The following is a 24,235-nucleotide window of genomic DNA, read 5'->3' as shown; positions in this document are numbered from 1 at the left end:
AAAAAACAATGATATCGAATCATTGTTTTTTAGCGAGCTTATATCCCCATAAATAAATTTAGGGGCTTTACGCTCGCATTTGGTAATTTTAATATTCAAATTAGGACCGATAATACCTCCAAGAATAATACAAAAAATATCAGTTAGGACACCATAAGGCATAAAAAAACACTCCTTTTATGAAAAAGATGTGATACTTTAACATAAAAGAAGTGTTGATGTCAAGCAAGATTATTTAGGATTATTAGCAACATATTCTTTAATAACTTTTACAGCACCTTCAATGCCTGTACGAGCTACATTGATTATTAAATCATAATCTTTAGGTTCGCCCCAGTTAAGTCCTGTATAGTAATTATAGTAAGAAGCACGTTTTTGGTCTTCTTTTTTTAATTCAGATAAGGATTTATGATAAATAAGTTGACCTCTAGTAGTTCTGAAATCATCGTCAGCAACGATAAAGAAGCTATAAGCATTATAGTCATTTAAGATATAATTAGCACAACGACCTACAAAAATACCAGATTTATAATAATCAGCTAATTGTTTTATAGCGTTAGATTGAGGTTTAAACATAAACATATCATCATTTTGAACAACATTATCAAAGATATGTTCATATGGAGATTCATCACCATAAAGATTAGTATAAGTGAGATTTAATTCTTCTAATTTACAACCTTTTTCAAGATGTTCAGCAATCAAAGCAACTAATTTTCTATCATAAAGAGGGATTTGAAGTTCTTTAGCTAGAATTTCTGCTACTTCGCGTCCGCCAGCACCATATTGACGACCTATTGTAATTAACATAATATTTTCCTCCTTGAACTTATCTCATTATTAGCAACATTAGCAACCAATATCGCGAAGTTTTTTACCTTCCATAAGATTGCTTTCAATTTTTTCAAGAGAAACACCTTTTGTTTCTGGAACAATGTAGATTGTGCAGAAAATGAAGATTACGTTCAAAATACCATATAACCAGAATGTTTGAGCGGAACCAATACCTTCGAGAAGGGAAAGGAATGTAGCACCGATAATCATATTGGATACCCAGTTTGTAGTAGTAGAGCAAGCTATACCGAAGTCACGGCTCTTAAGAGGTTGAATTTCAGAGCATAAAATCCAGATAACAGGTGCAGCACTCATAGCATAACCAGCGATGGAAAGAATTGTCATACCAACAGCAGTGTAAGAAATCCATTGAGCTGTATTTCCGCCTTCAAACTGCATGAGGCACCAGCCAAGAACGATAAGAGCTAAAGCCATGATACCGAAACCAATTTTAAGTGCGATTTTACGACCAGTTTTATCAATGAACTGCATGGAAATCCAAGTGAAGATAACGAATGTCATACCATCTAAGATAGTAGCGAACATTTGGTCTGTGTGGCTTTCAAAACCAGCAAGACTGAAGATTTTTGGAGCATAATACATGATGATGTTCTGACCAGTGAATTGTTGCATGAACTGTAAGAACATACCAAGGAAAACAACACGACGAACATTTTTGTTTGCTTTGAATAAAGAGAAACCAGCTTGTTTAACTTTTAAGCTATCTGTGATATCTTGGAGTTCTTCATGAGCTTTTTCTTTGTTACCACGAAGAACGTTAAGTACTTTTTGAGCTTCAGTTGTAAAACCTTTAGAAGCGAGCCAACGTGGGCTATCTGGTAATTTAGCAACAGCGATTATTAATAAGAATGCAGGGATACTGATGATACCAAGCATAAGTCTCCAGCTTTCTGTTGGAGCAAGAAGTGTATCAGAGATAAATGCAATAACGATACCGAAGTTAATCATGAGCTGATACATGGAAATCAAACGACCACGATGTTCTTTTTCACTCATTTCAGAAAGATAAAGTGGTGCTACATAAGAAGCAACCCCAATGGAGAAACCTAAGATTATACGAGAGATTAATAAAATTTCATAATTAGGAGCGAATGAAGAACCAAAACAACCAATAATAAATAAGAGACCTGCTGTTAAAATAGATTTTTTACGACCTAATTTAGATGAAATCCATAAAGTAATAATAGAACCAATAGCTGCACCAAACATCATAGAACTTACGATCCATTCTTGCATTTGGCTTGTGAGTGATAATTGGTCTGTAATGAATGGCAATGCACCAGCGATTACCCCAATATCAAGACCAAACAACAAACCAGCCATACCGGCTGCAACAGATACTAATTTGCGCATACGTTTACTTTGTTGAAGCGCTTCAGTGTCAATAGCTGTGGACATGAGATAAAACCTACCTTTTCTTTATTATAGAATTAACAGACAATTATAAATATCATACTAATTTGAATAATTTAATCAAGTTGTATGATATATTGACGAAAAAGATTGTACTATAGTTTTTTTTATTTGACAAGTACTTATTGTAAATAATTTTAAATTTTTTTGAATTTTTTTATTAAGGAGAAAGGTTGAGATAAAATAATTTCCTTTATATAGATAAAGATGACTATAAAAATTATTTATATAGTGGAATTGTTGGAAAGATTGAAAAAATTTTTATAAATTTTATGTTTTTCCTATTGAAATTTGTATAACATACATGCTATAATAAAACCATGTTGTATGACAATTATATATTACAATTTTCAAACAAATGGTAATATTAAATATACAACAGATTATAATAGAATTATTTGCAAGTAATAATATAAGTTATATTTTTAAGGAAAGAAGTTGTTTTTTTATGAAAAAATTACAAGACTACAAATTTTGGTTTATCGTAGGTAGCCAGTTCTTATATGGCCCAGAAGCTTTAAAAGCTGTTGAAGAAGACGCTAAAAAAATGGTAGAAGGCTTAAATGCTTCTGGCAAACTTCCTGCAAAAATTGAATTTAAAGCTGTAGGTACTACTGCTGAAGTAATCGACAGATTTGTAATGGATGCAAACTATGATGATACTTGTGCTGGTATTATCACATGGATGCATACTTTCTCCCCATCTAAAATGTGGATTAGAGGTCTTAAAAAATTACAAAAACCATATCTTCACCTTCATACACAATATAATAGAGAAATTCCAAATGAAGAAATCGATATGGATTTCATGAACTTAAATCAGTCTGCACATGGTGACCGTGAACATGGTTTCATTGGTACTCGTATGCGTCTTGCTCGTAAAATTGTTGTTGGTTATTGGGAAACAGAAGCTGTTCAAAACAAAATCGCAACTTGGATGCGTACTGCAATTGGCGTAATCGCTAGTGCTGATTTAAAAGTTATTCGCTTTGGCGATAACATGAGAAATGTTGCTGTTACTGAAGGCGATAAAGTAGAAGCAGAAATCAAATTTGGTTGGTCTGTAAATACTCATGCAGTAGGAGATTTAGTACAGTACATCAACGCAGTAACTGAAGAACAAATTGATGCTCAAGTTGCTGAATATAAAACTAAATATGAAATGAATACAGATAATATCGCATCTGTACGTTATCAAGCAAAAGTTGAAGTTGCTATTAAAAAATTCTTAGAAGATAACAAAGCAGATGGTTTTGTAAATACATTTGAAGACCTTTATGGTATGGATCAACTTCCAGGTCTTGCAACTCAAGATTTAACAGGTCAAGGATATGGTTTCGGTCCAGAAGGCGATTGGAAAATTGCTTGCCTCACTGCAGTTATGAAAACTATGGCACAGGGCATTGATAAAGGTACTGCTTTAATGGAAGACTACACTTATCATTTCGGTAAAGATGGCGAAGATAGCTATAACCTTGGTGCACATATGCTTGAAGTTTGCCCTAGCGTTGCAGAAGGAACTCCAAAAATTGAAGTTCATGAACTTGGAATTGGTGGCAAAGATGCTCCAGCTCGTCTTGTATTTGAAGGTAAAGCAGGCAGTGCTATTGTAGCTACTCTTGTAGATATGGGTGGTAGAATGCGTCTTATCGTTAACGATGTAGAATGCGTAAAACCTATTATGCCAATGCCAAATCTTCCTGTAGCTCGCGTAATGTGGAAACCAATGCCAAGCCTTGAAGAAGCTGGTGAAGCTTGGATTTTAGCAGGTGGTGCACATCATAGCGTTATCAGCTACACTGTAACTGCTGAACAACTTCGCGATTGGGCTAATATGATGGGTATTGAATTCGTTCATATCACTAAAGATTTAGATATGGATAAATTTAAAGATCAGCTCATGCTTTCCGACATTATGTGGAAATTAAAATAATTTGTTAACTCTCTCTCTTTCCCCCATAACTTTATATATTTTCCCTTAACTGAGGGGGAAAGAATATTTTTTAAAACAACAGCGTATAACTATTATAGTTATACGCTGTTTTTGCTTATTATTTCAGATATAGTTGTAGCAGAAATAGTTTCGTTAGAGATTAAAGCATGAATTAATACGTGATATTTTGGTAATTTATCTAAGCCCCAAAGTAATTTTATATTAAATATATCTTCCATTACTTTTCCTAAATCTACACCAAAAGAATCAAGAGAATGACGCATTTTATCTGGTTTTTTGCAAGGCTGATTAACAGTTCTACTGCATTTGCAACAGTAACTACAGCCACCAGAAGATAGGGAAATTGTATTATCATTTTCTAAACTTAATAGGGCAGTAGCTATTTCATTTTTTAGTTTGCGTAAAGTTTTGCGAGTAAATGTACTAATTTCTTCTTTAGTAGTTAAGCTATTTATAGTATCTTCACTGTAATTTATTTGTACAGCTACTAAATAAATAGATTTATATTGGCTCAAATAAGTTTTAGGATTAAAGCTAAGTGGTGGACAAGACCATTTATGATTATAATTATTACATTGTTGGCAATAAGTCAAAAATTTGTCTATGTCTTGATAATTAGAAATAAAATCTTGCATATCATGATGAGCGACTTGGACTTTTGTAGTAAACATAAAAGCACTTCCTTAATTATTAAGTTTTTTGATTTTAGGTTTGACAGCTATATTTGATAAGCTTATTATTAGTATGAATAAATTATAATACAAGAAGTGAGATTTTTATAGGAGGTCTTTTCATGGACTTATTGATGCAAGGTGTAGAGTATTTTCATAAGGGCGGATTAGTAATGTACATATTATTAATATGCTCAATTTTTATTATCACTATTGGTATAGAACGCTTATTATATTTTATGAAAGCTGATTCAGGAAGAGCTTTTGCACAGAATTTTTATAAATTGATGATTAATAATAAAATTGAAGAAGCTAGAAATTTAGCACAAAATAGCAAGGGGGATTTAGCTTCTTTGGTCGATTTTGCTTTTAATAAAATGCAAAATAAAAATATCAATTTGATGATGTTGTTGGAAGTTCAATCAGGGATAAGTATTTCTAAATTTAGAGAAAGACTTTATTATTTAAATGTAATTGTTACTATGGCTCCTTTATTAGGTTTATTGGGGACAATAATTGGTATGATTTCAGCTTTTAGCGTATTTAATTTAGAAGAAGGTCAAGCTATTGCTATCACTGGGGGTGTAGGTGAAGCATTAATCGCAACAGCTACAGGACTTTGTGTAGCTATTGTTTCTTTGGCTATTCATGCATATTTTGTGCAGAGAATAGACCGTATTGTAACTGATATGGAACAGGCTTTTTCACTAATTGAAGGTTATATAACTAGAGGTGAATAACAATGCGTTTAAAAGATAGAAGAGCGTTTTCTAAGCCTGAGGTCATGATTATACCAATGATTGATATTATGTTTTTCTTATTGGTATTTTTTATGCTCAGCACACTATACATGGTAGATTTAAAAACTATTCCTGTAAATATGCCTAAAGTGCAAAATGCCCAAAGTCAGACAAATGTTAATTATTTAGTTACGATGAAAGCTGATGGTACTTTGTATTTAGAAAATAAATTGATAGATGAAGATACATTACTTCAAGGTGCAAAAGAAAAATATGAAGAAAATAATAATTTTGCTGTAGTTATTCGTGCTGATGAGAGCATTGATTATGGTAAAATAATGGTTTTATTAGATAAATTCAAAGCTATTGGTATAACTAAATTTGGTTTAGCGACAGAAACGATAGTACAAAAGCCACAATAATAACTTGACATATCTATTACTAAATGTTATGGTAAAAATAGAATTAATTTTTTTATTAATTTTATTTATAATTTATATTGAGTGGAATAGGTGTCCCTAGGACTTAATAGAGAAAGTAGTAAAAGCTACTACGGTCCCGCCGCTGTGAAAGTGAGCAACTTCAAAAATATGTCACTGAGATTTTCTTGGGAAGGCTTGAAGAAGCGATGAACTTGAGTCAGAAGAACTGCCTATTTGTCAATCACCGTTATGACCTGCGAGAGATAGGTAGGAGATTTATTACAGTATAAGGCTATCTCTACATCGGTATAATTCCATGTAGAGATTTTTTATACTAGAAATGAACCTTTGAGCGCGCAGAAGGTTCATTTTTTTTATGACTTTTAACCTAGCTTAAAAGAAAATTGTAGGATAAAGGGGATAACTCAGCTAAGAGAGGAAAGAACGATATGAAAGCTAAATGGAAAAAAATTTTAATGGCATCTATGGCATGTGTAGCCTTAACAGGCGTATCTGCAACATCTTTTGCTTCTGGTTATGAGTTGAGCTCGGAAGTAAAGACTGCAACTCCAGCTTTATTAAAAGCAACAGAAATTGGTTTACGTACTTATAATACAACAGATGAACAGCTAATGAAAGCACCAAATAAAGATGCTATTGTAGTGATGAGTTTTGGTACTACTTTTAAAGATACTCGTGCAAAAACAATTGAAGCAACTGTAGATGAAATTCAAAAAGCACATCCAAATACTAAAGTGGTATTAGCATTTACTTCACATATTATTATTGACCGCATTAAAGCTAAAGAAGGTATTAATATCCCAACTCCAGAAGAAGCTTTGGCACAACTAAAAGCTGAAGGCTATAATCGCATTGCACTCACTTCTTTAGATGTTATTCCTGGTATTGAATATACTTATAAAACAGCTGTTTATGATATCTACAAAACTCAATTTAAGAAAATGACTATTGGTACACCTCTTATGTATTGGATGGGACAAGAAAATCAAAGAGATGATGTAGAAGATGCTATGAAAGCACTTGAATCTCAAATGCCTAAATTAGGTAAAAAAGATGCAGTACTTGTTATGGCTCATGGTACACCAGACCCATCAAATGCATATTATGCTGTAATGCAAGATCGTTTAAATAAACTTTATGATGGCAAAGTTTTGATTTATACAGTTGAAGGTAATCCAAGATTAGAAGATGTCATTGAAGAGTTAAAAGCTAAGAAAATCAAAAATGTAACTTTGATGCCACTTATGATGGTAGCAGGTGACCATGCTAATAATGATATGGCAGGAGAAGAAGAAGACTCACATAAATCTATTTTAGAAAAAGAAGGTTTCAAAGTGGATACTTATCTTCACGGTTTAGGTGAAAATGAAAATGTTCGCCAATTATTTGTGGATAGAGCAAATGAAGCTTTTGATGCATTGCAAGCAGATAAATAAGCCGTGTAGCCTAAGCTTGACGCTTTTATATGGCAAGTGTAAAATAAACAAGAGCATTATTTTATTAAGTAATTTAGTTTCTACTAAAATATGCAAAATGTAATACAGTAAGGTATGTGGCAAATTTTGTCACATACCTTTTTATGCAGGAGGATTTTTAATCATGGCAGGAACTTTTTATGGTATTGGTGTAGGTCCTGGAGACCCAGAATTATTGACAATGAAAGCTATCAAAGCTATTGAAAAAGCTGATGTACTCATTGCACCAAAAACAGAAAAAAAAGATGGTAGCGTAGCTTTAAGCATAGCTAAACCTTATTTAAAAGATGATATTGAAATTGTATATCAAGTTTTTCCAATGGTAGTTAATTTTGAAACTACTGATGCATGGCAGAAAAATAAAGAAGAGATTTTAGCTTTATTACAAGCTGGAAAAAATGTAGTATTTTTAACATTAGGCGATCCAATGTTTTACAGTACATATATTTATGTATATCGTCTTTTAGCAAAAGAAAAAGATATAAATATTGAAACTATCCCAGGTGTGCCAGCATTTTGTGCGATTGGTAGTAAATTAGGTTATCCTTTAGTTGAAGGCAATGATATCATCAGTGTAATTCCAGCAACTGCTGATAAAGAAACTATTGATAAAGCTTTAGCTGTTTCTAATAATGTGGTAATGATGAAAGTTTATAAAAATTATCCTGAAGTAGTAGATGCTTTAGCTGAAAATGATATGGTGGATAATGCTGTACTTGTAAGCCGTTGTGGTCTTCCAGATGAAGAAATTATAAATGATTTACAAGCTCAAAAAGATAAAAAATTAAATTATTTATCAACTATTTTGACTAGAAGGAGTAAAGGTATTTAATTGCCTTAGATAATGTTACTATGAAAAAATTAAATGGTTTGTTTTGTATATTAGCTTTAGTAATATGTTTTTCAGTAATATTAGTTGGTTGTGGTAGTCAAACAGAGGAAAAAAATGCTTCGAGTGGAACTGATAGTTATTTAACTATTACAGATGATGCTGATAGACAAGTAGTTTTGACGAAAAAACCAGAAAGAATAGTACCATTATCAGCATCTTTTTTAGAGCCACTTCATGCTGTTGATGGAAAAATAGTGGCTAGGGTATCAGCAAAAACAGGTATTCCTAAAGAAGATGAAAATCTACCACAAGTAGGAAATGTCTATAATATTAATATTGAGAAAGTAATAGAAGCTCAACCAGATTTAGTAATTGCTTATAAGGGTATGAATGATAAATTTGTATCTACGTTTGAAGAAAATGGTATTCCTGTAGTTGTTCTAGAAATGCGTACGTATGACCAAGTAAAACATACTGTAGATGTTTTAGGGCAGATTGCAGGAAATCCAGATAAAGCAAAAACTTTGATACAAGATATGGATAATAAAATAGCAGAAATAAAGGACAAATTGCCAAATGAACATAAACGTATAGCGATACTACATAGTACAGCTCAAAATGTAACTGTACAATTAGAAGGTAGTATTGCAGGTTCAACGGCAGAGATTTTGGAATTTGAAAATATTGCTAAGGGATTGACTCCATTAGAAAGCAATCCAACTTCTGCGCCATATAGTTTGGAAACATTAGTATCAGCAAATCCAGATGTTATTTTTGTTACAAGTATGGGAAAACTAGAAACTATAAAGAAATCTATGATGGAGAATGTAGAAAATAATCCAGCATGGCAGACTCTTCCAGCAGTAAAAGAAAAAAGAGTGTATTTCTTGCCACAGGAATTATTTTTACTAAGTCCAGGCATTCATTATCCAGAAGCGGTTGAAACTATGGCTAAGCTTGTTTATCCAGATAAATTTAATTGATGGTGAATTGATATGACTATGCAAAAACAAGAAGTTTTACAAACTACAAAATTTGGCATAGCGATTAATAAATGGCGAATACTAATGATGATAGTATTCGCCATTTTAGCTTGCTCGGGCATTATATGCAGTATAATAAGTGGAGCAGTAGCTATTCCAATAAGTGAATTGAAAAATATTTTTATTGATGGTGTAAGTAGTCCTCACCAACAGATTTTATATAATATTAGATTGCCAAGAACGATAGTTGCAGGATTAGTAGGCATGAATTTGGCTATGGCAGGAGCTATTTTACAAGCTGTGATGAAAAATCCTTTAGCTGATCCACATATCATAGGGATTTCTTCAGGGGCAGGGCTTACAGGTATTTTAGTGATTGTATTATTTCCTGCTATGGAATATCTAATAACGCCTATAGCTTTTGTCGGTGCTATGATTGCAGCTATTTGCATTTATTTATTAGCATGGAAAAATGGTATAAGACCATTGCGTATTATTTTAGCAGGGGTGGCAGTATCAGCATTTTTAGGTGCAGGTATTTCCGCTATTTTAGTTTTATATAGTGATAGAATACATGGTGCTTTGATGTGGATGGTAGGGGGCTTATCGGCTCGTTCATGGCCACATGTAGATATTATCTGGCCTTATGCTTTAATTGGATTTATTTTAGCAATGCTGGGTTCACGCCATTTGAATATTTTGCAATTGGGTGATGATATAGCAAAGGCTCTAGGGGTTAATGTAGAATTAACACGCATTTATTTGACTGCTATAGGAGCATTATTGGCAGCAAGCGCGGTATCTGTAGCTGGTTTATTAGGTTTTGTAGGGCTTATAGTGCCACATACAGCTCGTTTGCTTGTAGGTTCAGATTATCGCTACTTGATACCTTCGTCGGCACTTTTGGGGATAGCTGTAGTTACTTATAGTGATACTTTTGCCCGTGTAGCTTTTGCTCCATTGGAATTGCCTGTGGGAATTTTCATGGCGATATTAGGAGCTCCATTCTTTTTATTTTTACTTAGAAAGGAGCTTTAATATGGTTAATTTAAAAGTATCTGATTTAATGATAAAAATACATGATAAATTGATTTTAGATGGAATTAATATTGATTTTAAAGCTGAAAAAAAGACAGCTATCATAGGGCCAAACGGTTGTGGTAAATCGACTTTATTGAAAGCTATCTCAGGATTAAATCGTCAATATAAAGGCGAAATCTTAATTGATGGAGAAAATATTTTGCATTTATCCAGAAAAAATCTAGCGAAGAAAATGGCAATATTACCACAGGGAGCGACAACACCAACAGATTTGACGGTAAAAGAGCTTGTAAGTTATGGCAGGTTTCCTTATCGTTCTATGTTTAAATCATTGAATAATAAAAAAGAGCAAGCGATTATTGAAGAAGCAATGGAAAAAACACATATTACATCTTTTTCTCATCGTTTAGTCAGCACTTTATCTGGCGGTGAAAGACAGCGTACATGGATTGCAATGGCACTTGCTCAACAGCCAAAGATTTTATTATTAGATGAGCCAACTACTTATTTAGATATTGCTCATCAAATAGAAGTCATGCAGATAGTAGATGAATTGAATAAACGCGAAAAAATGACAGTAATTATGGTCTTACACGATATAAATCATGCTCGTATGTATGCTGATGATATAGTTATCTTGAAAGATAAACATGTATTTGAGCAAGGTGAGCCAAATACTGTACTTGATGTAGAAAATTTAGCTAAAGTATTTGGTGTGAATGCTAAGATGTATCAAAACTGTCAAAATCCAGAAGATAAAATAATTTTTCCAGTATCTTTAGTTAAAAATTAATATAATAAGGGGAATAAATATGCTTGAAATAAAATCCCTAAAGAAAAATTTTGTTTCTAAGAATAAACAAGGTAAAAATATAGAAAAAACGGCTGTAAAAGATTTAAATTTGACAATTGATGAAGGTGAAATCTTTGGCCTTTTAGGGCCAAATGGAGCAGGTAAGACGACAACTATTCGCATGCTTACCATGCTTACAAAGCCTACAGCTGGAGAAATTTTATATAAGGGAAAAGATATATTCAACGACGAATTAAATGTAAAAAAATATATAGGAGTAGTACCACAACATATAAATTTTGATCAGGATTTGACTGTTTGGGAAAATATGGAATTACATGGAAGATTGCATCATATTCCTAAAAGTCAGCGTCATGCTCGCATTGAAGAATTATTAAATTATGTAGAGCTTCAAGATAGAGTTAATGATAAGGTAAAAAGTCTATCTGGTGGTATGAAAAGACGTTTATTGATTGTGCGAGCTTTGATGCATAATCCTAAAATTTTATTTTTAGATGAGCCAACGGTAGCTTTAGACCCACAAGTACGCCGACGTATTTGGGATTTAATACGTCGATTGCCAAAAGATGGTGTGACTGTAGTTTTGACTACACATTATATTGAAGAAGCAGAAAATCTATGCAATAGAGTGGCTATTTTAAATAAAGGGAGTTTAATAAAATTGGATACGCCAAAAGCTCTTTGTGAGCAAATTGGCAAATATGTTGTAGAATGGGATAGTGAAGAGTCTAGAGAGTATAAATTCTTTAATTCACGCAAAGAATGCGCTGATTTTGCTGGAACTTTAGATGTAGCGACAACTATACGTCATTCCAATTTAGAAGATGTTTTCGTAGAATTGACAGGAAGGACGGTGAGCTGATTATGCTATATGATATTTGGACTGTTTTTTGGCGAGATTGGGTAGTATTGAAACATCGCATGATAAAATTCATCTTAAGTCGTATGGTAGCACCTATTTTATATATGGTGGCTTTTGGCTGGGGCTTAGGTAGAAGTATTAATACAGGGACTGGCTCGTATTTAGATTTTTTAGTTCCAGGGATTTTGGCTTTAAATTCTATGAATATAGCTTTTAATAGTTTGACTCCTGTACATGCAGAACGTATATATCATAAATCTTTAGAGGAATATTTAGTATCGCCTATTCGACCAATAGCTTTTGTAGCAGGAAAGATTTTGGCTGCTGTGCTTCGTGGCATGATTTCTTCAGCGATTATCGTTGTTTTAGCTTATTTATTTGGTGCGAAATTTGCGATTACGCCATTATTTATAATCATATTGATTATAAATTGTATCATCTTTGCTGAAATTGGTTTTTCAGCAGCAATGACAGTACAGACTTTTGAAGATATGGCAAGATTTAATACGTATATTTTATTGCCGATGTCATTTTTATGTGGCACATTTTTCTCTACGGATAAATTGCCATTATTACTACATTATTTTATTGAAGCTTTGCCATTGACGCATACATCCACTTTGTTGCGTGCTATCACACATAATCAAGAGATTTCTATAGTATCTATTGGTATTTTATGTTTATATATGATTGTATTATTTATTATTTGCAATCGCATTTTAGGTAAGATAAAAAATTAAAAAATGCACTCCAATGGGAAAATTTTTCCTTGGAGTGCATTTTTATTTAAATTTAAAATTCAATACCTTTTTGGGCTTTGATGCCTTCTTTATAAGGGTGTTTGATTTCTTTCATTTCCGTTACTAAATTAGCCTTTTGAATGATTTCTTCTTTGGCATTTCGTCCTGTCATAACGAGATGTAAATCAGCAGGTTTTTCGGCGATTAAATCTAAGATATCTTTTAAATCGACTAAATCAAAATCAATAGCGTAATTTATTTCATCTAAGATAATCATATCCCATTTATTGCTTATCATTTCCATTTTAGCTTCTTGAAGTGCTTTTTTAGCGGCTTCTTGATGGATTTTTATATCTGTATTGCCTCGGCGAGTAAAACCTTCACCGCATTGTTTCACTGTGATATCTGGAGCAAATTTAGCTAAAGCTTTTAATTCGCCATATTTCCAACTGCCTTTGATGAATTGGAGAATTAAAACTTTTAAGCCTTCGCCCCATGCACGAATTGCAAGCCCTAAAGCTGCTGTAGTTTTTCCTTTGCCGTTTCCAGTGTGAACGATTACTAATCCTTTTTTATATTGAATATCTTGCATTATCTATTATTCACCTACTTATGATTTAGAGACTAAGTTCTTGATATTTTGTGATTACGATATAACCAATGCACATAATGATTAAAAATAAAGTAGAAACATTGTACATTAATTTTATGGTTTGTTGAATATGTTGAGCATTTAACTCATTGATAGCTTCGCCCATATAAGCTCGGAAAGATTGACGACCAAAATAATAGTTTATACCGCCTAGGCGAATATCTAGTGCGCCAGCTACTGTAGCTTCTGTATAACCACCATTAGGGCTAGGATGTTTTTTAGCATCACGCATCATCATTTTTAAAGCGCCCTTGGCATTTAATTTGGAATAAAAGGCTACAACTATTAATAAAAGTCCTGTTATGCGCGCAGGAATAAAATTCAAAACATCATCAATGCGGGCAGCTGTTCTGCCGAAATAAAGATATTTATCATTTTTATAGCCAATCATAGCGTCCATGGTATTGCTCATGCGGTAAAGTACAGCGAGCGGTAGTCCACCGATAAAGAAATAAAATAAAGGCGAGATAATACCATCTACGATATTTTCTGCTACCGTTTCTACAGTGGCACGAGTGATATCTTGTTCATTCATGCGATTGGCATCGCGACTTACGATATAATTTACTTTTTTGCGAGCTTCATCAAGATTGTGATTGATTAATTCATCATAAATATCTTTGCCTGCTTTAGCTAGAGATTTTGGTGAAATCATAAAGCTTAAGATTACAGCTTGGATAAAGATATTGAGCCAACTAGGGCAATTAAATACATCAAGAAGTGTGATTATGCCATAAGTTATGCCATAGCTAAAGCTCAATAATATAGCCACCAAAATAAAGCCACAGACTAATTTTGTAGGTTCAGTAGCATTATCTTTGCGCAATAATTTATCGAGGATATCAATTAATTTTCCCATCAAAGCTACAGGATGATATTTAGAATTAGGGTCGTCAATTATGCAATCAATGACGAAGGCTAAAAAAGCAATTAAAGCTATTTCCATTACATTCAACTCACATTTTTAAAATTTTTCTATGCATATTAATTATAGAAGCTAGATATTTTAAAATCAATAAATTACTACAAAAAAATAAAGTGCTATGGTATGATAAAAGATAATCTAAAGATTTTATTATTGAGGTGAGAAAATGAGTGTAGAATTATTACATTACACAAGAGGAAAATATGTAGAAAATATTCATCGAGGCGATGCTGTTTGTGTTGGCGTTGATGGCAATATTATTGATAAAGTAGGCAATGCTCACCTACCAATGTTTTGGCGCAGTGCAGCGAAACCTTTTCAATTATTACAGTTTGTAAAATTAGGTGGCGTTGAAAAATATAATTTAACACAACAAGAATTAGCAATACTTGCTTCTTCTCATAGCGGTGAAGATATTCATGTAGAAACAGTAAAATCTATTTTGCATAAATTAGGTTTAACTGAAGAAGTATTAAACTGTGGTTCTGCTCGTCCTATGAGTGGAAAAGCTTTCAAAGAATTAGTAAAGAATAATTTAAAACCATCAGCATTGCATAATCCTTGTTCTGGTAAACATTCAGCAATCATAGCTCTTTGTCAGTTGTTGAATATACCAGTGGAAGATTATATAAAACCAGACCATGAAGCTCAAAAAATCATTCATCAAATAGTAGCTATGTCAGCTGGTATTTCTGAAGATGAATTGGATATTGGTATTGATGGTTGTGGTGTGCCTGTATTTTATTTACCACTTGATAAAATGGCATATGCTTATGCTCGTTTGATGAATGCAGAAGAAGGAAATTGGGGCGAATACACAGAAGCTGCGATAAAAATTCGTGATGCTATGTGTGCATATCCGCAGATGGTTTCTGGAACAGGTAGAATTGATAAAGCAGTAGCAGAAGTAACAAATGAACGAGTATTGGCTAAAATTGGTGCAGATGCAGTATATTGCTTAGCTTCTCGTGAATTAAAATCTGGTATGGCTTTTAAAATTGAAGATGGAAGCTATGCAGCAGTAACTCCAATGGTAATTGCAATGCTCAAACATTTTAATTATATTAATGAAGAAGAATATAATAAATTATTGTCAATGTATCCACCTGTATTGAAAAATCATCGTGGTGATATCATTGGTGAAATTAAAGCTGTTTTTTAAATAGTATTTTAAGTTAATTTGAAATCACTATTATTGTATATTCAATCGATAATAGTGATTTCTTTATTTTATGTAAAAGGAATGTTGAAATGGAAAAAGCAGAGAATTTTTATTGGAAATTATTTAAATCCACATTTATTATCAGTGCTTTTACTGTGGGTGGCGGTTTTGTAATCATACCGCTATTGAAGGCAAAATATGTCGATGAATATAAATGGATAAAAGAAAAAGATGCCTTAGACTTAGTAGCTATAGCTCAATCTATGCCAGGGGTAGTGGCGATTAATTCCGCTGTAATTTTAGGATATAAAATGCGTGGTGTAAAAGGAACTTTGACAGCTTTACTAGCCACTGTATTGCCACCGCTTATCACTTTATCTTTAATTTGTATTTTTTATAATTTATTTGCTACAAATCCATATGTGAAATTGCTATTAAAAGGTATGCAATGTGGTGCTACAGCATTGATTATCAATGTAGCATATGATTTATTGAAAAAAGAAATAAAGAAAAAATATATATTATCCTTATTTATTATTTGTTTTACCTTTGGTATGAGCTTTTTTACGGATATAAATATAATGTATTTAATCGTTATTGATGGAATTATTGGTTTAATTTTAATGAGGGATAAAAAATATAATTAAAATAATTAATTTAGTGATAGAAAAATAGCAAAGGATTTTTACCATGATTTATTTAGAATTATTTTGGAGCTTTGTTCAAGTAGGTTTATTTTGTGTTGGCGGTGGATATGCTTCCATGCCATTAATCCAAGCACAAGTAATAGATGTACATGGCTGGCTTAGCATGAGTGAATTTATAGATATTTTTACAATTTCTCAGATGACTCCTGGTCCTATCGGTATTAATGCAGCGACTTTTGTCGGCATGAAAGTAGCAGGGTTTTTAGGTGCTATTGTGGCAACATTGGGATTTGTAACGCCATCGTTTATTTTAGGTATTATTTTAGCAAAATTATTTTTTAAATATGGAAATATTGGGGTGATTAAAGGTATATTAAATGGCTTAAGACCAGCTGTTGTAGCATTAATTTGTTCTGCTGGTATGAGTTTTATATTTTTAGCTTTGTTCAATACAGAAAAAATGCCAATAAATGTAGCAGATATTGATTATTTAGGTTTATTTGTATTAATTGTAGCTTTTATTGCTGTTAGAAAAAAAGTGGGAATTATAAAAATTTTGGCTGGTTCTGGTGTATTAGGGCTTATTTTAGGACTAATTGGAAAATTTTAGGGGGATTTTTTAGCATAATATATTGAATTTATCAATGGTATATATTATGATTATAAATAAGATATATACATATGAAAGAGGCGAAATGAATTGGCAGCAAAAGTATTTACCGAAGAACAAAGAAAAATTCTCAGTAAAAACCCTAATGTAGAGTCAGTAGAAAAAACAAGAATTATTTATACAGAAGCATTTAAATCTTATTATGTAAAAAATTATTTAGCAGGGAAAAAACCTACAGAAATTTTTATTGAAGCAGGTTTTGACCCATCAATTTTAGGCAATAAACGCATAGAAAGAGCTTCAGCAAGATGGAGAAAATTATATGCTGATGGTCAATTAATCATAGATACTAAAGAAAATATATCAGTAGAAACAAAGGAAGAAAAAATAATGAATAGTGAACCAACAAAAAAAAGAAGAGGTCGTCCTCGTAAAAATCCTGTGGTAGAAACAGTAGCAGAAACAAAAAAAGAAGAATATACAGTGGATATGCCAAAGAAAAAACGCGGTCGTCCTCGTAAAAATCCAGAAGTTGTATCACAAGTAGAAGCTACAGAAAATAAAGCAAAAACAGTTAAAAAACGTGTAAATAAAATTGCTGCTATGGCGCAAAATATAAAATTAGCTGAACCTGTGGTTAAAAAAGAAGTAAAAGAAGAAGCACCACAGAAAAAAAGAAGAGGCCGTCCACCAAAAAATGCACAAAAAGCAGTAGAAACAAAAGTGGAAACTAAGGTAGAAAAAGTAGAAATACAAGTAAAAGCAAATGAACAAGTAGCTAAGAAAAGAAGAGGTCGTCCTCGTAAAATTGTACAAAATGTAGATGAAACACCAGTACAGAAAAAAGAAAATATCGAAGTAAAACCAGAAGTTAAAGCAAAAGCAGAAAGCATTTCTAAAGTAGAAAAAGTGGAAAAAGTAGAAACTGTAGAACAAGCAAATCCAGTAGCTGCTTTAGTAAAAGCTATCAATAGACTTACACGTGAAGTAAATTCTTTAAAACGTTTAGTCGCTGGTAAAAAAAGAATAAATTATTAAGATATAAATATCTTTTTATCTCTGTAGAATATATGGGGATAAAAAGATATTTTTTTGGTCAAAATAGAAAAATTATTATAAAAGCTTTTTATTGACCTTTAACCTTTATATTGTTATTATAAATATATTGTAAATGTGAATGTCGTTCATAATTACTTATACATATATTGAATATATAAATATTTGCTTGTATAAACTAGAATTAAAATAAGGAATAGGTGAAATAACTTGATAAGCGTAACGAAATTATTATTTGCAACAGAATATTTTGGAGACTCTCTTCGTTATACAGATAATGCTCATAAAGCAAGAAATGGCGTAAGAGAAGGCATGGGACCAGTAGTAGTTTGGAACTCTACACGTACATGTAATTTAAAATGTCGCCATTGTTATATGAGTTCTGATGCTAAAAAATATCAAAATGAATTGACTACAGCAGAAGCAAAACAATTCATTGATGATTTAGCAGATTTCAATGTGCCAGTATTATTATTTTCTGGTGGAGAACCATTAATTCGTCCAGATTTCTTTGAACTTGCAGACTATGCAGCGAAAAAAGGTGTACGTCCTACATTATCTACTAATGGTACTTTGATTACACCAGAAGTAGCTCGCAAAATCAAAGATATTGGTGTAGGATATGTGGGCATTTCTTTAGATGGTCTTCGTGAAGTAAATGATAAATTTCGCGGAAAAGCTGGAGCTTTTGAAGCTGCTATGAATGGTATTAAAAACTGTGTAGCAGTTGACCAACGCGTAGGGCTTCGCTTCACTATCAATCATCACAATATCCAAGAATTAGAAAATATCTTTGATTTCATTGAAGAAGAAAATATCAATCGTGTTTGCTTCTATCATTTAGTATATTCTGGTCGTGGCAATCAAATGATGGATGAAGATGTAACAGCTGAAGAATCTCGCCGTGCTATGGATATAATCATTCGTCGCACTCGTGATTTTGAAGAACGTGGTTTGAAAAAAGAAATCTTGACTGTAGATAATCATTGCGATGGTGTATATATGTATTTAAAAGCACTTCAAGAAGGCAAAGATGAACTTGCTCAGCAGATTAAAAAATATATCGCAATGAATGGTGGTAACCGTTCTGGTATGGCTTTTGCCGAAGTTGACCCACTTGGATATGTACATCCTGACCAATTTACACAACACCATACTTTTGGCAATGTTCGTGAACGTAAATTTGGTGATATTTGGCAAGATACAACAAATCCTATTATGGCAGGATTGAAAGATAGAAAACCATTATTAAAAGGTCGTTGCAGTAAATGCAAATTCTTAGATAATTGTAATGGTAATTTCAGAACACGTGCTGAAGCTCGTACTGGAGATTTTTGGGAATCAGACCCTTCTTGTTATTTAACTGATGAAGAAATTGGTATTACAGGAGCTGAAAAATAATGATTATTTCATGGAATACAACTAATGCTTGTAATATGTTTTGCGACCATTGTTATCGTGATGCTGGTTGTAAAGCAGATGAAGAATTAAATACTCAAGAAGCGAAAACGCTTTTAGAGCAGATTGCAAAAGCTGGCTTTAAAATCATGATTTTTTCTGGTGGAGAGCCACTTATGCGTCCAGATATCGTAGAACTTGTGGAATACGCTACAAAATTAGGTCTTCGCTCTGTATTTGGTACAAATGGCACGCTTATCACAGAAGAAATGGCTTTAAAATTAAAAAATGCTGGCGCTATGGGTATGGGAATTTCTCTTGATTCCATGGACGCAGAAAAACATAATAATTTCCGTAAATTCCCTAATGCTTGGGAAGGCGCTGTTCGTGGTATGAGAAATTGTCGTAAAGTAGGGTTGCCATTTCAAATTCATACAACAGTGATGGATTGGAACCAACATGAATTGGAAGCTTTAACGGATTTTGCCGTTAAAGAAGGTGCTGTAGCTCATCATATTTTCTTCTTAGTACCAACAGGTAGAGGTAAAAATATCGAAGCAGAAACACTTCGCGCTAAAGAATATGAAGATGTTATCACAAGAATTATGAAAAAACAGCAAGAAGTGGATATCGAATTAAAACCTACTTGCGCACCTCAATTTATGCGTATAGCTGATCAGATGGGCATGAAACTTCGTTTCCGTCGTGGCTGTTTGGCTGGAACATCTTATTGCATTATCAGCCCTCGAGGAAAAGTACAGCCATGTGCTTATTTAAATATGGAACTTGGCGATGTTCGCAAAACTCCATTTGATGAAATCTGGAAAAACAGCGAAGTATTGAATAAATTGCGTACTTTTGAATTTGAAGGCAATTGTGGTAAATGTAAATATAAATTCAGCTGTGGTGGCTGTAGAGCTAGAGCTGCTTATTATAATGATGGCAATTATATGGCAGAAGAACCATGGTGTTTATATAGTCATAAATAATAAAAGTGTTGTATATGGTCTAGGCTATATACAACACTTTTTTAGTTGATTTTAATTTAAAATAGTATGTTCATCATTGAATTTTATAATGCGACTATGAGGTAGGGATAATAATTCTTGTTCATGCGTGGAAATCAAAATAGTTTTATTAGCTTTGATAAAATCTATGAGAAATTCTTTAAACCATTGTCTAGTCTTATTATCAAGCCCATTTAAAGGCTCATCAATCATAAGTATATCTGGATTTAGAGCTAAGATTGCAGCAAGAGCCACTTTTTTCTGTTCGCCACCACTTAGATGATAAGATGGTCTATTTTGTAAATGTTGTATATTTAAATAAATTAAAAGCTCATTTACACGTTGATGAATGATGTCTTCATCTAAATTCATTTGCCTTGGGGCAAAGGCGATTTCATCATATACTGTAGCATTGAATAATTGCACATCTGGATTTTGAAAAATATAGCCAATGCGTTTATGAAAGTTTTTAGCAAATATATTATCTTGCAAAGTATTTTTATCGATTTTCTTATTATCAAAGTAATATTCACCTTTAGTGGGAAAGATTAGACCATTTAAAAGTTTAAATAAAGTGGATTTACCACAACCATTAGGACCCGTAAAAAAGATTAATTCTCCAGCATAAATTTCAAGAGAGATATCATTTAAAGCAGAAACTTCTTCATAGTTATAGCTTATATGAGATAGATTTATAATTGGTGTCATAGAAAATATCCTTCACTGAAAAAATAAAATAATAGATAGATGATAATTACGATAATATGCCAAATATATTTTAATTTAAATTTATGTTTAATAACTGGCGTGTAATTTTCATCAAAACAACGACATATCATAGCATGATAAGTTTCTTTAGTATAAATCTGTGATTTTAGAAATGTAGTGCCTGATATAGAGGCTAGACTTTGATACTTAAAATTATTTTTACCGACAGAGCGCAATTTTAGAGAAATTAATAAATTGGTAATGGTATCTCCTAAAATCACGATGTATTTTAATGTTAAATCTAAGGTTAAAATAAATATCGCAGGAATATGAAATAGGCGAAGAATTTTACTTAGTCTATAAAAAGGGATAGTTTGAGCGATATAAGCTAAAAGAAGAACAGTTATAAAAATTTTAAAAGGTAGATAGAAAAGGCGAGTATTATTTAGTAATAGAGAAGGTAAAATTATTATTAAAGAAAATAAAGTTGATATCAAAGTCGGCTTTAATATAGAAATGATGAGTTTAGTATTTAAAGTTGATAAATAAATTAAACTAAAAGCTAAAATAATTAAAGGAAAAAATATTTTTTGTGCAGAATTTATTAAAATTATGGTGAGAAAAATAAACAATAATTTTTCACTGGGATTTAGCCAACTGTTTTTATGGGGATAATTATGATGGCGAAGAAAAATTAATTTAGTAGTAATGGAAAATAAAGTTTTTTGCCAAAATTTATCTTTATCCTTTGGGGGTGTGTACTCATCTGTAGTTAAAAGCCATTTAGGAATTTTAGCAGAATTATCAAAGTGATTGTTTTTTTGCATAAATAATACTTCCCAGTATTTTAAAGATGATGATTAAGAGAGCGACACCAATAATAGCTGAAGCTATATAAGCTAAAATATCAGTTGTCCCACTCATAGTATAATCAGGGAAAAAAGCTTCATAATTAAATCCATTTAATAATTTTTCTGGAATAAATCCAAGAGTAACCCCCGAAGAAGTATCATTTAAAATTTCTTCTGGAGCCCATTCACCCCATGCGGTGCCTTCAGCTATGAGTCCAAGTGGAGAAATAATAATTAAAAATGCTAATAAAGAAAAAATAGAATTTAATTTTATCTGTTGGCTATCATAAATTATATTTGGAGATGTCTTGAGGATAAAAAGATATAAAGATAAAGTAAATAAACCTTCTGCTATGCCAGCAATTGTCAAGTGAGATAAAGCCATGGCAGGTATGGATATCCAAAGAGGATACGGACAATAAAGTGGTTGACCTAAATTATCTACAAATAATAATGGCTGAATACCAAGTTCTAAAGCTGTGAAAAAAGCAGCTAAATTTATACTGATATAGGCAGATAGAAAAATAGTGCATTTATGATAAAAGGGAGATAGATGAATTTTATTTAAAATTTTATAAATAAAAAAGCCTGTGAAAGGTAAAATAAATGCTATATTAAAACAATTAGCCCCAAAAGATAAAATACCACCATCACCAAAGATTATAGCTTGAATGAAAAGTGCTACACTGATAGCTATACAGGCGGCATAGGGCCCTAACAGTAAAGCAATGAGTGTTCCACCGACGGCGTGGGCTGTAGTGCCATCAGGAATGGGCAGATTAAACATCATCAAAATAAAAGCAAATGCGCCACCTATGCCAATTAAAGGAATTTTATCAGCAGATAAAGTTTTATTTATCTTGCGGATAGAATAGTACCAGATAGGTGTCATAGCTACAAATAAAGTAGCACAAGTGGAAGGGCTTAAATAATTATCAGGAATATGCATGATGAAATCCTCCTTATAAATAATATTATTTGCCATCATTATATTATTTATAAATGATAAATATAAGCCTATGTATAGGATAGAAATAAAAATTAAAATAAAATCATAGATATCAAAGCATTAAGCTATAATTTAGGAAAGTAAAAATATTTTTATATGGGGGTATGGGGGAATATGATAATTAAAAATGAAAGAGGTGTATTTTATGAAATACGATTTAGAAAATATTAATGCTCGCTTTGGCATTGGCAGTCAAAAATGGCAGGAAATGAAAAATAATCCTTTAGTAGATGAAAAAGTAATTCCTTTTTCTGTAGCTGATATGGAATTTAAACTTGCCCCAGAAATCACAGAAGGATTAAAGAAATTTATAGATGATAATATCTTAGGCTATGCAGGCACGAATAAAAAATATCGTGAAAGCGTTTGTAAATGGCAACAAAAGCATCATGATTTTACAGTTGATGAAAAATGGCTTGTAGAAACACATAGTGTAGTAAATGCTTTTTTCACTGCTGTAAAAGCATTTACGCAAAAAGGCGATGGTGTGATGTTATTTACACCTGTTTATTATCCTATGTATAAGGCTATAGAAATCAATCAAAGAAAATTAGTGGAGATACCTTTGATTAATAATGGTATGACATATGATATTGATTGGGACTTATTTACAAAAAAAGCTAAAGCAATAGATACAAAAATGTTGATACTTTGTAGTCCGCATAATCCTTGCGGTCGCATTTGGACAAGAGAAGAATTAACTAAAATCAGTGAAATTTGCTTAGCAAATGATATTTTAGTAGTAGCTGATGAAATTCATGCTGATTTAATTATGCCAGGATTTAAACATGTTTCCTATGGTACGATTTCTAAAGAAGCATTAGAACATTCAATTATTTGCACAGCACCAAGTAAGACATTTAATTTAGCAGGTATGCAACTTTCTAATGTATTTATAGCTAATGAAAATTATCGCAATTTATTTAAAGCAGAACAAGCAACTGATGCAGATTTTGCTTGTAGTATTTTAAGTTATGAAGCTTGTCGTTTAGCTTATGAATATGGCGAAGAATGGTTGACAGAGGTCATAAATATCATTGATACAAATAAAAAAATAATCATGAATTTTATGCAAGAGTATTTTCCACAAGTGAAAATAACACAGCTTCAAGCGACATATTTATTATGGCTTGATTTTAGAGCATTTAATTTAACTAATGAAGAATTAGAAATGCGCAATCGCCAAAAAGCGTGCCTTTATTTTGATGAAGGTTATATATTTGGTAAAGCAGGTAGTGGGTTTGAGCGTTGGAATTTGGCTTGTCCAACAAAATATATTCATTGGGCATTAGAGCGTCTATATCAGGCTTATAAAGAGTTTGCTGTGAAATAAATTTATAGATAAAAAAAGAAAAACCTTCTATGTTAGGGCTATACATAGAAGGTT

Annotated in this window: 25 protein-coding genes and 1 riboswitch; of the genes, 17 read left to right on the top strand and 8 right to left on the bottom strand. The window is 32.2% G+C overall.

Translation table 11 applies throughout. The annotated features are described in order from the left end of the window. Window positions 1-231: 231 nt before the first annotated feature. Both F553_RS0102700 and F553_RS0102695 read right to left on the bottom strand, forming a co-directional pair. Window positions 232-810, bottom strand: a complete 579-nt coding sequence (locus F553_RS0102700; RefSeq protein ID WP_018998893.1) for a cytidylate kinase-like family protein — start codon at window positions 808-810, stop codon at window positions 232-234. A 39-nt stretch (window positions 811-849) separates the two neighbouring features. Then, on the bottom strand, window positions 850-2,253 hold the full coding sequence (locus F553_RS0102695; protein ID WP_018998892.1) for a sugar porter family MFS transporter: 1,404 nt from the start codon (window positions 2,251-2,253) through the stop codon (window positions 850-852). A 463-nt stretch (window positions 2,254-2,716) separates the two neighbouring features. Between F553_RS0102695 and araA the strand changes: the two genes are divergently transcribed. Then, window positions 2,717-4,201: an L-arabinose isomerase gene (araA, locus tag F553_RS0102690; RefSeq protein WP_018998891.1), complete on the top strand. Its 1,485-nt coding sequence runs from the start codon at window positions 2,717-2,719 to the stop codon at window positions 4,199-4,201. 98 nt (window positions 4,202-4,299) lie between these two features. On the opposite strand, the gene F553_RS0102685 is transcribed toward araA, so the two are convergent. After that, complete coding sequence (locus F553_RS0102685; RefSeq protein WP_018998890.1) at window positions 4,300-4,893, bottom strand: DUF2284 domain-containing protein; 594 nt, start codon at window positions 4,891-4,893, stop codon at window positions 4,300-4,302. A gap of 122 nt (window positions 4,894-5,015) precedes the next feature. Between F553_RS0102685 and F553_RS0102680 the strand changes: the two genes are divergently transcribed. The 9 genes from F553_RS0102680 (at window position 5,016) to F553_RS0102640 (ending at window position 12,823) form a co-directional block, all read left to right on the top strand. Continuing rightward, the gene (locus tag F553_RS0102680; RefSeq protein ID WP_018998889.1) at window positions 5,016-5,633 is read left to right on the top strand and encodes a MotA/TolQ/ExbB proton channel family protein; all 618 of its coding nucleotides are present in this window, start codon (window positions 5,016-5,018) and stop codon (window positions 5,631-5,633) included. Between the two features lie 2 nt (window positions 5,634-5,635). Beyond that, a complete protein-coding gene (locus tag F553_RS0102675; RefSeq protein WP_018998888.1) occupies window positions 5,636-6,055 on the top strand; it encodes an ExbD/TolR family protein in 420 nt (139 codons plus the stop codon). Between the two features lie 71 nt (window positions 6,056-6,126). Continuing rightward, a riboswitch (cobalamin riboswitch) is annotated at window positions 6,127-6,303 on the top strand. A 201-nt stretch (window positions 6,304-6,504) separates the two neighbouring features. Next, entirely contained in the window at window positions 6,505-7,512 is a 1,008-nt protein-coding gene (locus F553_RS0102670) for a sirohydrochlorin cobaltochelatase (RefSeq protein ID WP_018998887.1), read from the top strand. Between the two features lie 163 nt (window positions 7,513-7,675). After that, window positions 7,676-8,383, top strand: coding sequence for a precorrin-2 C(20)-methyltransferase (gene cobI / locus F553_RS0102665; RefSeq protein WP_008539399.1), 708 nt, complete (start codon window positions 7,676-7,678; stop codon window positions 8,381-8,383). A gap of 20 nt (window positions 8,384-8,403) precedes the next feature. Further along, window positions 8,404-9,366 carry an ABC transporter substrate-binding protein gene (locus F553_RS0102660; protein ID WP_018998886.1) on the top strand — a complete coding sequence of 321 codons (963 nt, stop codon included), beginning with the start codon at window positions 8,404-8,406 and terminating at the stop codon, window positions 9,364-9,366. A 12-nt stretch (window positions 9,367-9,378) separates the two neighbouring features. Continuing rightward, window positions 9,379-10,404, top strand: coding sequence for a FecCD family ABC transporter permease (locus F553_RS0102655; RefSeq protein WP_018998885.1), 1,026 nt, complete (start codon window positions 9,379-9,381; stop codon window positions 10,402-10,404). A 1-nt stretch (window position 10,405) separates the two neighbouring features. After that, window positions 10,406-11,200, top strand: coding sequence for an ABC transporter ATP-binding protein (locus tag F553_RS0102650; RefSeq protein WP_018998884.1), 795 nt, complete (start codon window positions 10,406-10,408; stop codon window positions 11,198-11,200). Window positions 11,201-11,219: 19 nt separating this feature from the next. Then, a complete protein-coding gene (locus tag F553_RS0102645) occupies window positions 11,220-12,083 on the top strand; it encodes an ABC transporter ATP-binding protein (protein WP_018998883.1) in 864 nt (287 codons plus the stop codon). Between the two features lie 2 nt (window positions 12,084-12,085). After that, on the top strand, window positions 12,086-12,823 hold the full coding sequence (locus F553_RS0102640; protein ID WP_018998882.1) for an ABC transporter permease: 738 nt from the start codon (window positions 12,086-12,088) through the stop codon (window positions 12,821-12,823). 52 nt (window positions 12,824-12,875) lie between these two features. Here the strand turns inward: F553_RS0102640 and cobO are convergent, their stop codons facing one another. Both cobO and cbiB read right to left on the bottom strand, forming a co-directional pair. Continuing rightward, window positions 12,876-13,415, bottom strand: coding sequence for a cob(I)yrinic acid a,c-diamide adenosyltransferase (gene cobO, locus F553_RS0102635; protein WP_018998881.1), 540 nt, complete (start codon window positions 13,413-13,415; stop codon window positions 12,876-12,878). A gap of 25 nt (window positions 13,416-13,440) precedes the next feature. Further along, window positions 13,441-14,421: an adenosylcobinamide-phosphate synthase CbiB gene (gene cbiB, locus F553_RS0102630; protein ID WP_018998880.1), complete on the bottom strand. Its 981-nt coding sequence runs from the start codon at window positions 14,419-14,421 to the stop codon at window positions 13,441-13,443. 145 nt (window positions 14,422-14,566) lie between these two features. On the opposite strand from cbiB, the gene F553_RS0102625 reads away from it, so the two are divergent. The 6 genes from F553_RS0102625 to nirJ2 all read left to right on the top strand — a co-directional run bounded on the left by F553_RS0102625 (window position 14,567) and on the right by nirJ2 (window position 20,262). Further along, window positions 14,567-15,562: an asparaginase gene (locus F553_RS0102625; protein WP_018998879.1), complete on the top strand. Its 996-nt coding sequence runs from the start codon at window positions 14,567-14,569 to the stop codon at window positions 15,560-15,562. An 89-nt stretch (window positions 15,563-15,651) separates the two neighbouring features. Further along, window positions 15,652-16,209, top strand: coding sequence for a chromate transporter (locus F553_RS0102620; RefSeq protein ID WP_018998878.1), 558 nt, complete (start codon window positions 15,652-15,654; stop codon window positions 16,207-16,209). 43 nt (window positions 16,210-16,252) lie between these two features. Then, a complete protein-coding gene (locus tag F553_RS0102615) occupies window positions 16,253-16,819 on the top strand; it encodes a chromate transporter (protein ID WP_008539410.1) in 567 nt (188 codons plus the stop codon). Window positions 16,820-16,909: 90 nt separating this feature from the next. After that, on the top strand, window positions 16,910-17,857 hold the full coding sequence (locus tag F553_RS0102610; RefSeq protein ID WP_018998877.1) for an HTH domain-containing protein: 948 nt from the start codon (window positions 16,910-16,912) through the stop codon (window positions 17,855-17,857). Between the two features lie 228 nt (window positions 17,858-18,085). Continuing rightward, window positions 18,086-19,276, top strand: coding sequence for a putative heme d1 biosynthesis radical SAM protein NirJ1 (nirJ1, locus tag F553_RS0102605; protein ID WP_008539412.1), 1,191 nt, complete (start codon window positions 18,086-18,088; stop codon window positions 19,274-19,276). Continuing rightward, on the top strand, window positions 19,276-20,262 hold the full coding sequence (nirJ2, locus tag F553_RS0102600) for a putative heme d1 biosynthesis radical SAM protein NirJ2 (protein WP_008539413.1): 987 nt from the start codon (window positions 19,276-19,278) through the stop codon (window positions 20,260-20,262). Before nirJ1 ends, nirJ2 begins: the two co-directional genes overlap by 1 nt. Before the next feature lie 51 nt (window positions 20,263-20,313). Here the strand turns inward: nirJ2 and F553_RS0102595 are convergent, their stop codons facing one another. From F553_RS0102595 to cbiM, 3 genes are read right to left on the bottom strand one after another with little or no spacing between them, the layout of a single operon-like run. Next, a complete protein-coding gene (locus F553_RS0102595; protein ID WP_018998876.1) occupies window positions 20,314-20,988 on the bottom strand; it encodes an energy-coupling factor ABC transporter ATP-binding protein in 675 nt (224 codons plus the stop codon). Further along, window positions 20,985-21,815 carry an energy-coupling factor transporter transmembrane component T gene (locus F553_RS0102590; RefSeq protein WP_018998875.1) on the bottom strand — a complete coding sequence of 277 codons (831 nt, stop codon included), beginning with the start codon at window positions 21,813-21,815 and terminating at the stop codon, window positions 20,985-20,987. The genes F553_RS0102595 and F553_RS0102590 overlap by 4 nt, the downstream gene beginning before the upstream one ends. After that, a complete protein-coding gene (gene cbiM, locus F553_RS0102585; protein WP_018998874.1) occupies window positions 21,793-22,788 on the bottom strand; it encodes a cobalt transporter CbiM in 996 nt (331 codons plus the stop codon). Before cbiM ends, F553_RS0102590 begins: the two co-directional genes overlap by 23 nt. 205 nt (window positions 22,789-22,993) lie before the next feature. Between cbiM and F553_RS0102580 the strand changes: the two genes are divergently transcribed. Further along, a complete protein-coding gene (locus F553_RS0102580; protein ID WP_018998873.1) occupies window positions 22,994-24,181 on the top strand; it encodes a MalY/PatB family protein in 1,188 nt (395 codons plus the stop codon). Window positions 24,182-24,235: the final 54 nt, after the last annotated feature.

It is taken from the genome of Megamonas rupellensis DSM 19944 (assembly GCF_000378365.1).
GTDB classification, from domain to species: Bacteria; Bacillota; Negativicutes; order Selenomonadales; family Selenomonadaceae; genus Megamonas; species Megamonas funiformis.
This window is presented reverse-complemented; position numbering and strand designations above follow the sequence as displayed.

Excerpts from the sequence above, each read along its gene's own strand:
- nirJ2 (WP_008539413.1), top strand. The coding sequence starts at position 19,276 with ATGATTATTTCATGGAATACAACTAATGCTTGTAATATGTTTTGCGAC.
- F553_RS0102640 (WP_018998882.1), top strand. The coding sequence starts at position 12,086 with ATGCTATATGATATTTGGACTGTTTTTTGGCGAGATTGGGTAGTATTG.
- cbiM (WP_018998874.1), bottom strand. The coding sequence starts at position 22,788 with ATGCATATTCCTGATAATTATTTAAGCCCTTCCACTTGTGCTACTTTA.
- F553_RS0102695 (WP_018998892.1), bottom strand. The coding sequence starts at position 2,253 with ATGTCCACAGCTATTGACACTGAAGCGCTTCAACAAAGTAAACGTATG.
- F553_RS0102580 (WP_018998873.1), top strand. The coding sequence starts at position 22,994 with ATGAAATACGATTTAGAAAATATTAATGCTCGCTTTGGCATTGGCAGT.
- F553_RS0102670 (WP_018998887.1), top strand. The coding sequence starts at position 6,505 with ATGAAAGCTAAATGGAAAAAAATTTTAATGGCATCTATGGCATGTGTA.
- cobO (WP_018998881.1), bottom strand. The coding sequence starts at position 13,415 with ATGCAAGATATTCAATATAAAAAAGGATTAGTAATCGTTCACACTGGA.
- F553_RS0102615 (WP_008539410.1), top strand. The coding sequence starts at position 16,253 with ATGATTTATTTAGAATTATTTTGGAGCTTTGTTCAAGTAGGTTTATTT.
- F553_RS0102595 (WP_018998876.1), bottom strand. The coding sequence starts at position 20,988 with ATGACACCAATTATAAATCTATCTCATATAAGCTATAACTATGAAGAA.
- araA (WP_018998891.1), top strand. The coding sequence starts at position 2,717 with ATGAAAAAATTACAAGACTACAAATTTTGGTTTATCGTAGGTAGCCAG.
- F553_RS0102700 (WP_018998893.1), bottom strand. The coding sequence starts at position 810 with ATGTTAATTACAATAGGTCGTCAATATGGTGCTGGCGGACGCGAAGTA.
- F553_RS0102685 (WP_018998890.1), bottom strand. The coding sequence starts at position 4,893 with ATGTTTACTACAAAAGTCCAAGTCGCTCATCATGATATGCAAGATTTT.
- F553_RS0102680 (WP_018998889.1), top strand. The coding sequence starts at position 5,016 with ATGGACTTATTGATGCAAGGTGTAGAGTATTTTCATAAGGGCGGATTA.
- F553_RS0102625 (WP_018998879.1), top strand. The coding sequence starts at position 14,567 with ATGAGTGTAGAATTATTACATTACACAAGAGGAAAATATGTAGAAAAT.
- cbiB (WP_018998880.1), bottom strand. The coding sequence starts at position 14,421 with ATGGAAATAGCTTTAATTGCTTTTTTAGCCTTCGTCATTGATTGCATA.
- F553_RS0102620 (WP_018998878.1), top strand. The coding sequence starts at position 15,652 with ATGGAAAAAGCAGAGAATTTTTATTGGAAATTATTTAAATCCACATTT.
- F553_RS0102660 (WP_018998886.1), top strand. The coding sequence starts at position 8,404 with ATGAAAAAATTAAATGGTTTGTTTTGTATATTAGCTTTAGTAATATGT.
- F553_RS0102590 (WP_018998875.1), bottom strand. The coding sequence starts at position 21,815 with ATGCAAAAAAACAATCACTTTGATAATTCTGCTAAAATTCCTAAATGG.
- F553_RS0102675 (WP_018998888.1), top strand. The coding sequence starts at position 5,636 with ATGCGTTTAAAAGATAGAAGAGCGTTTTCTAAGCCTGAGGTCATGATT.
- cobI (WP_008539399.1), top strand. The coding sequence starts at position 7,676 with ATGGCAGGAACTTTTTATGGTATTGGTGTAGGTCCTGGAGACCCAGAA.
- F553_RS0102655 (WP_018998885.1), top strand. The coding sequence starts at position 9,379 with ATGACTATGCAAAAACAAGAAGTTTTACAAACTACAAAATTTGGCATA.
- F553_RS0102645 (WP_018998883.1), top strand. The coding sequence starts at position 11,220 with ATGCTTGAAATAAAATCCCTAAAGAAAAATTTTGTTTCTAAGAATAAA.
- F553_RS0102650 (WP_018998884.1), top strand. The coding sequence starts at position 10,406 with ATGGTTAATTTAAAAGTATCTGATTTAATGATAAAAATACATGATAAA.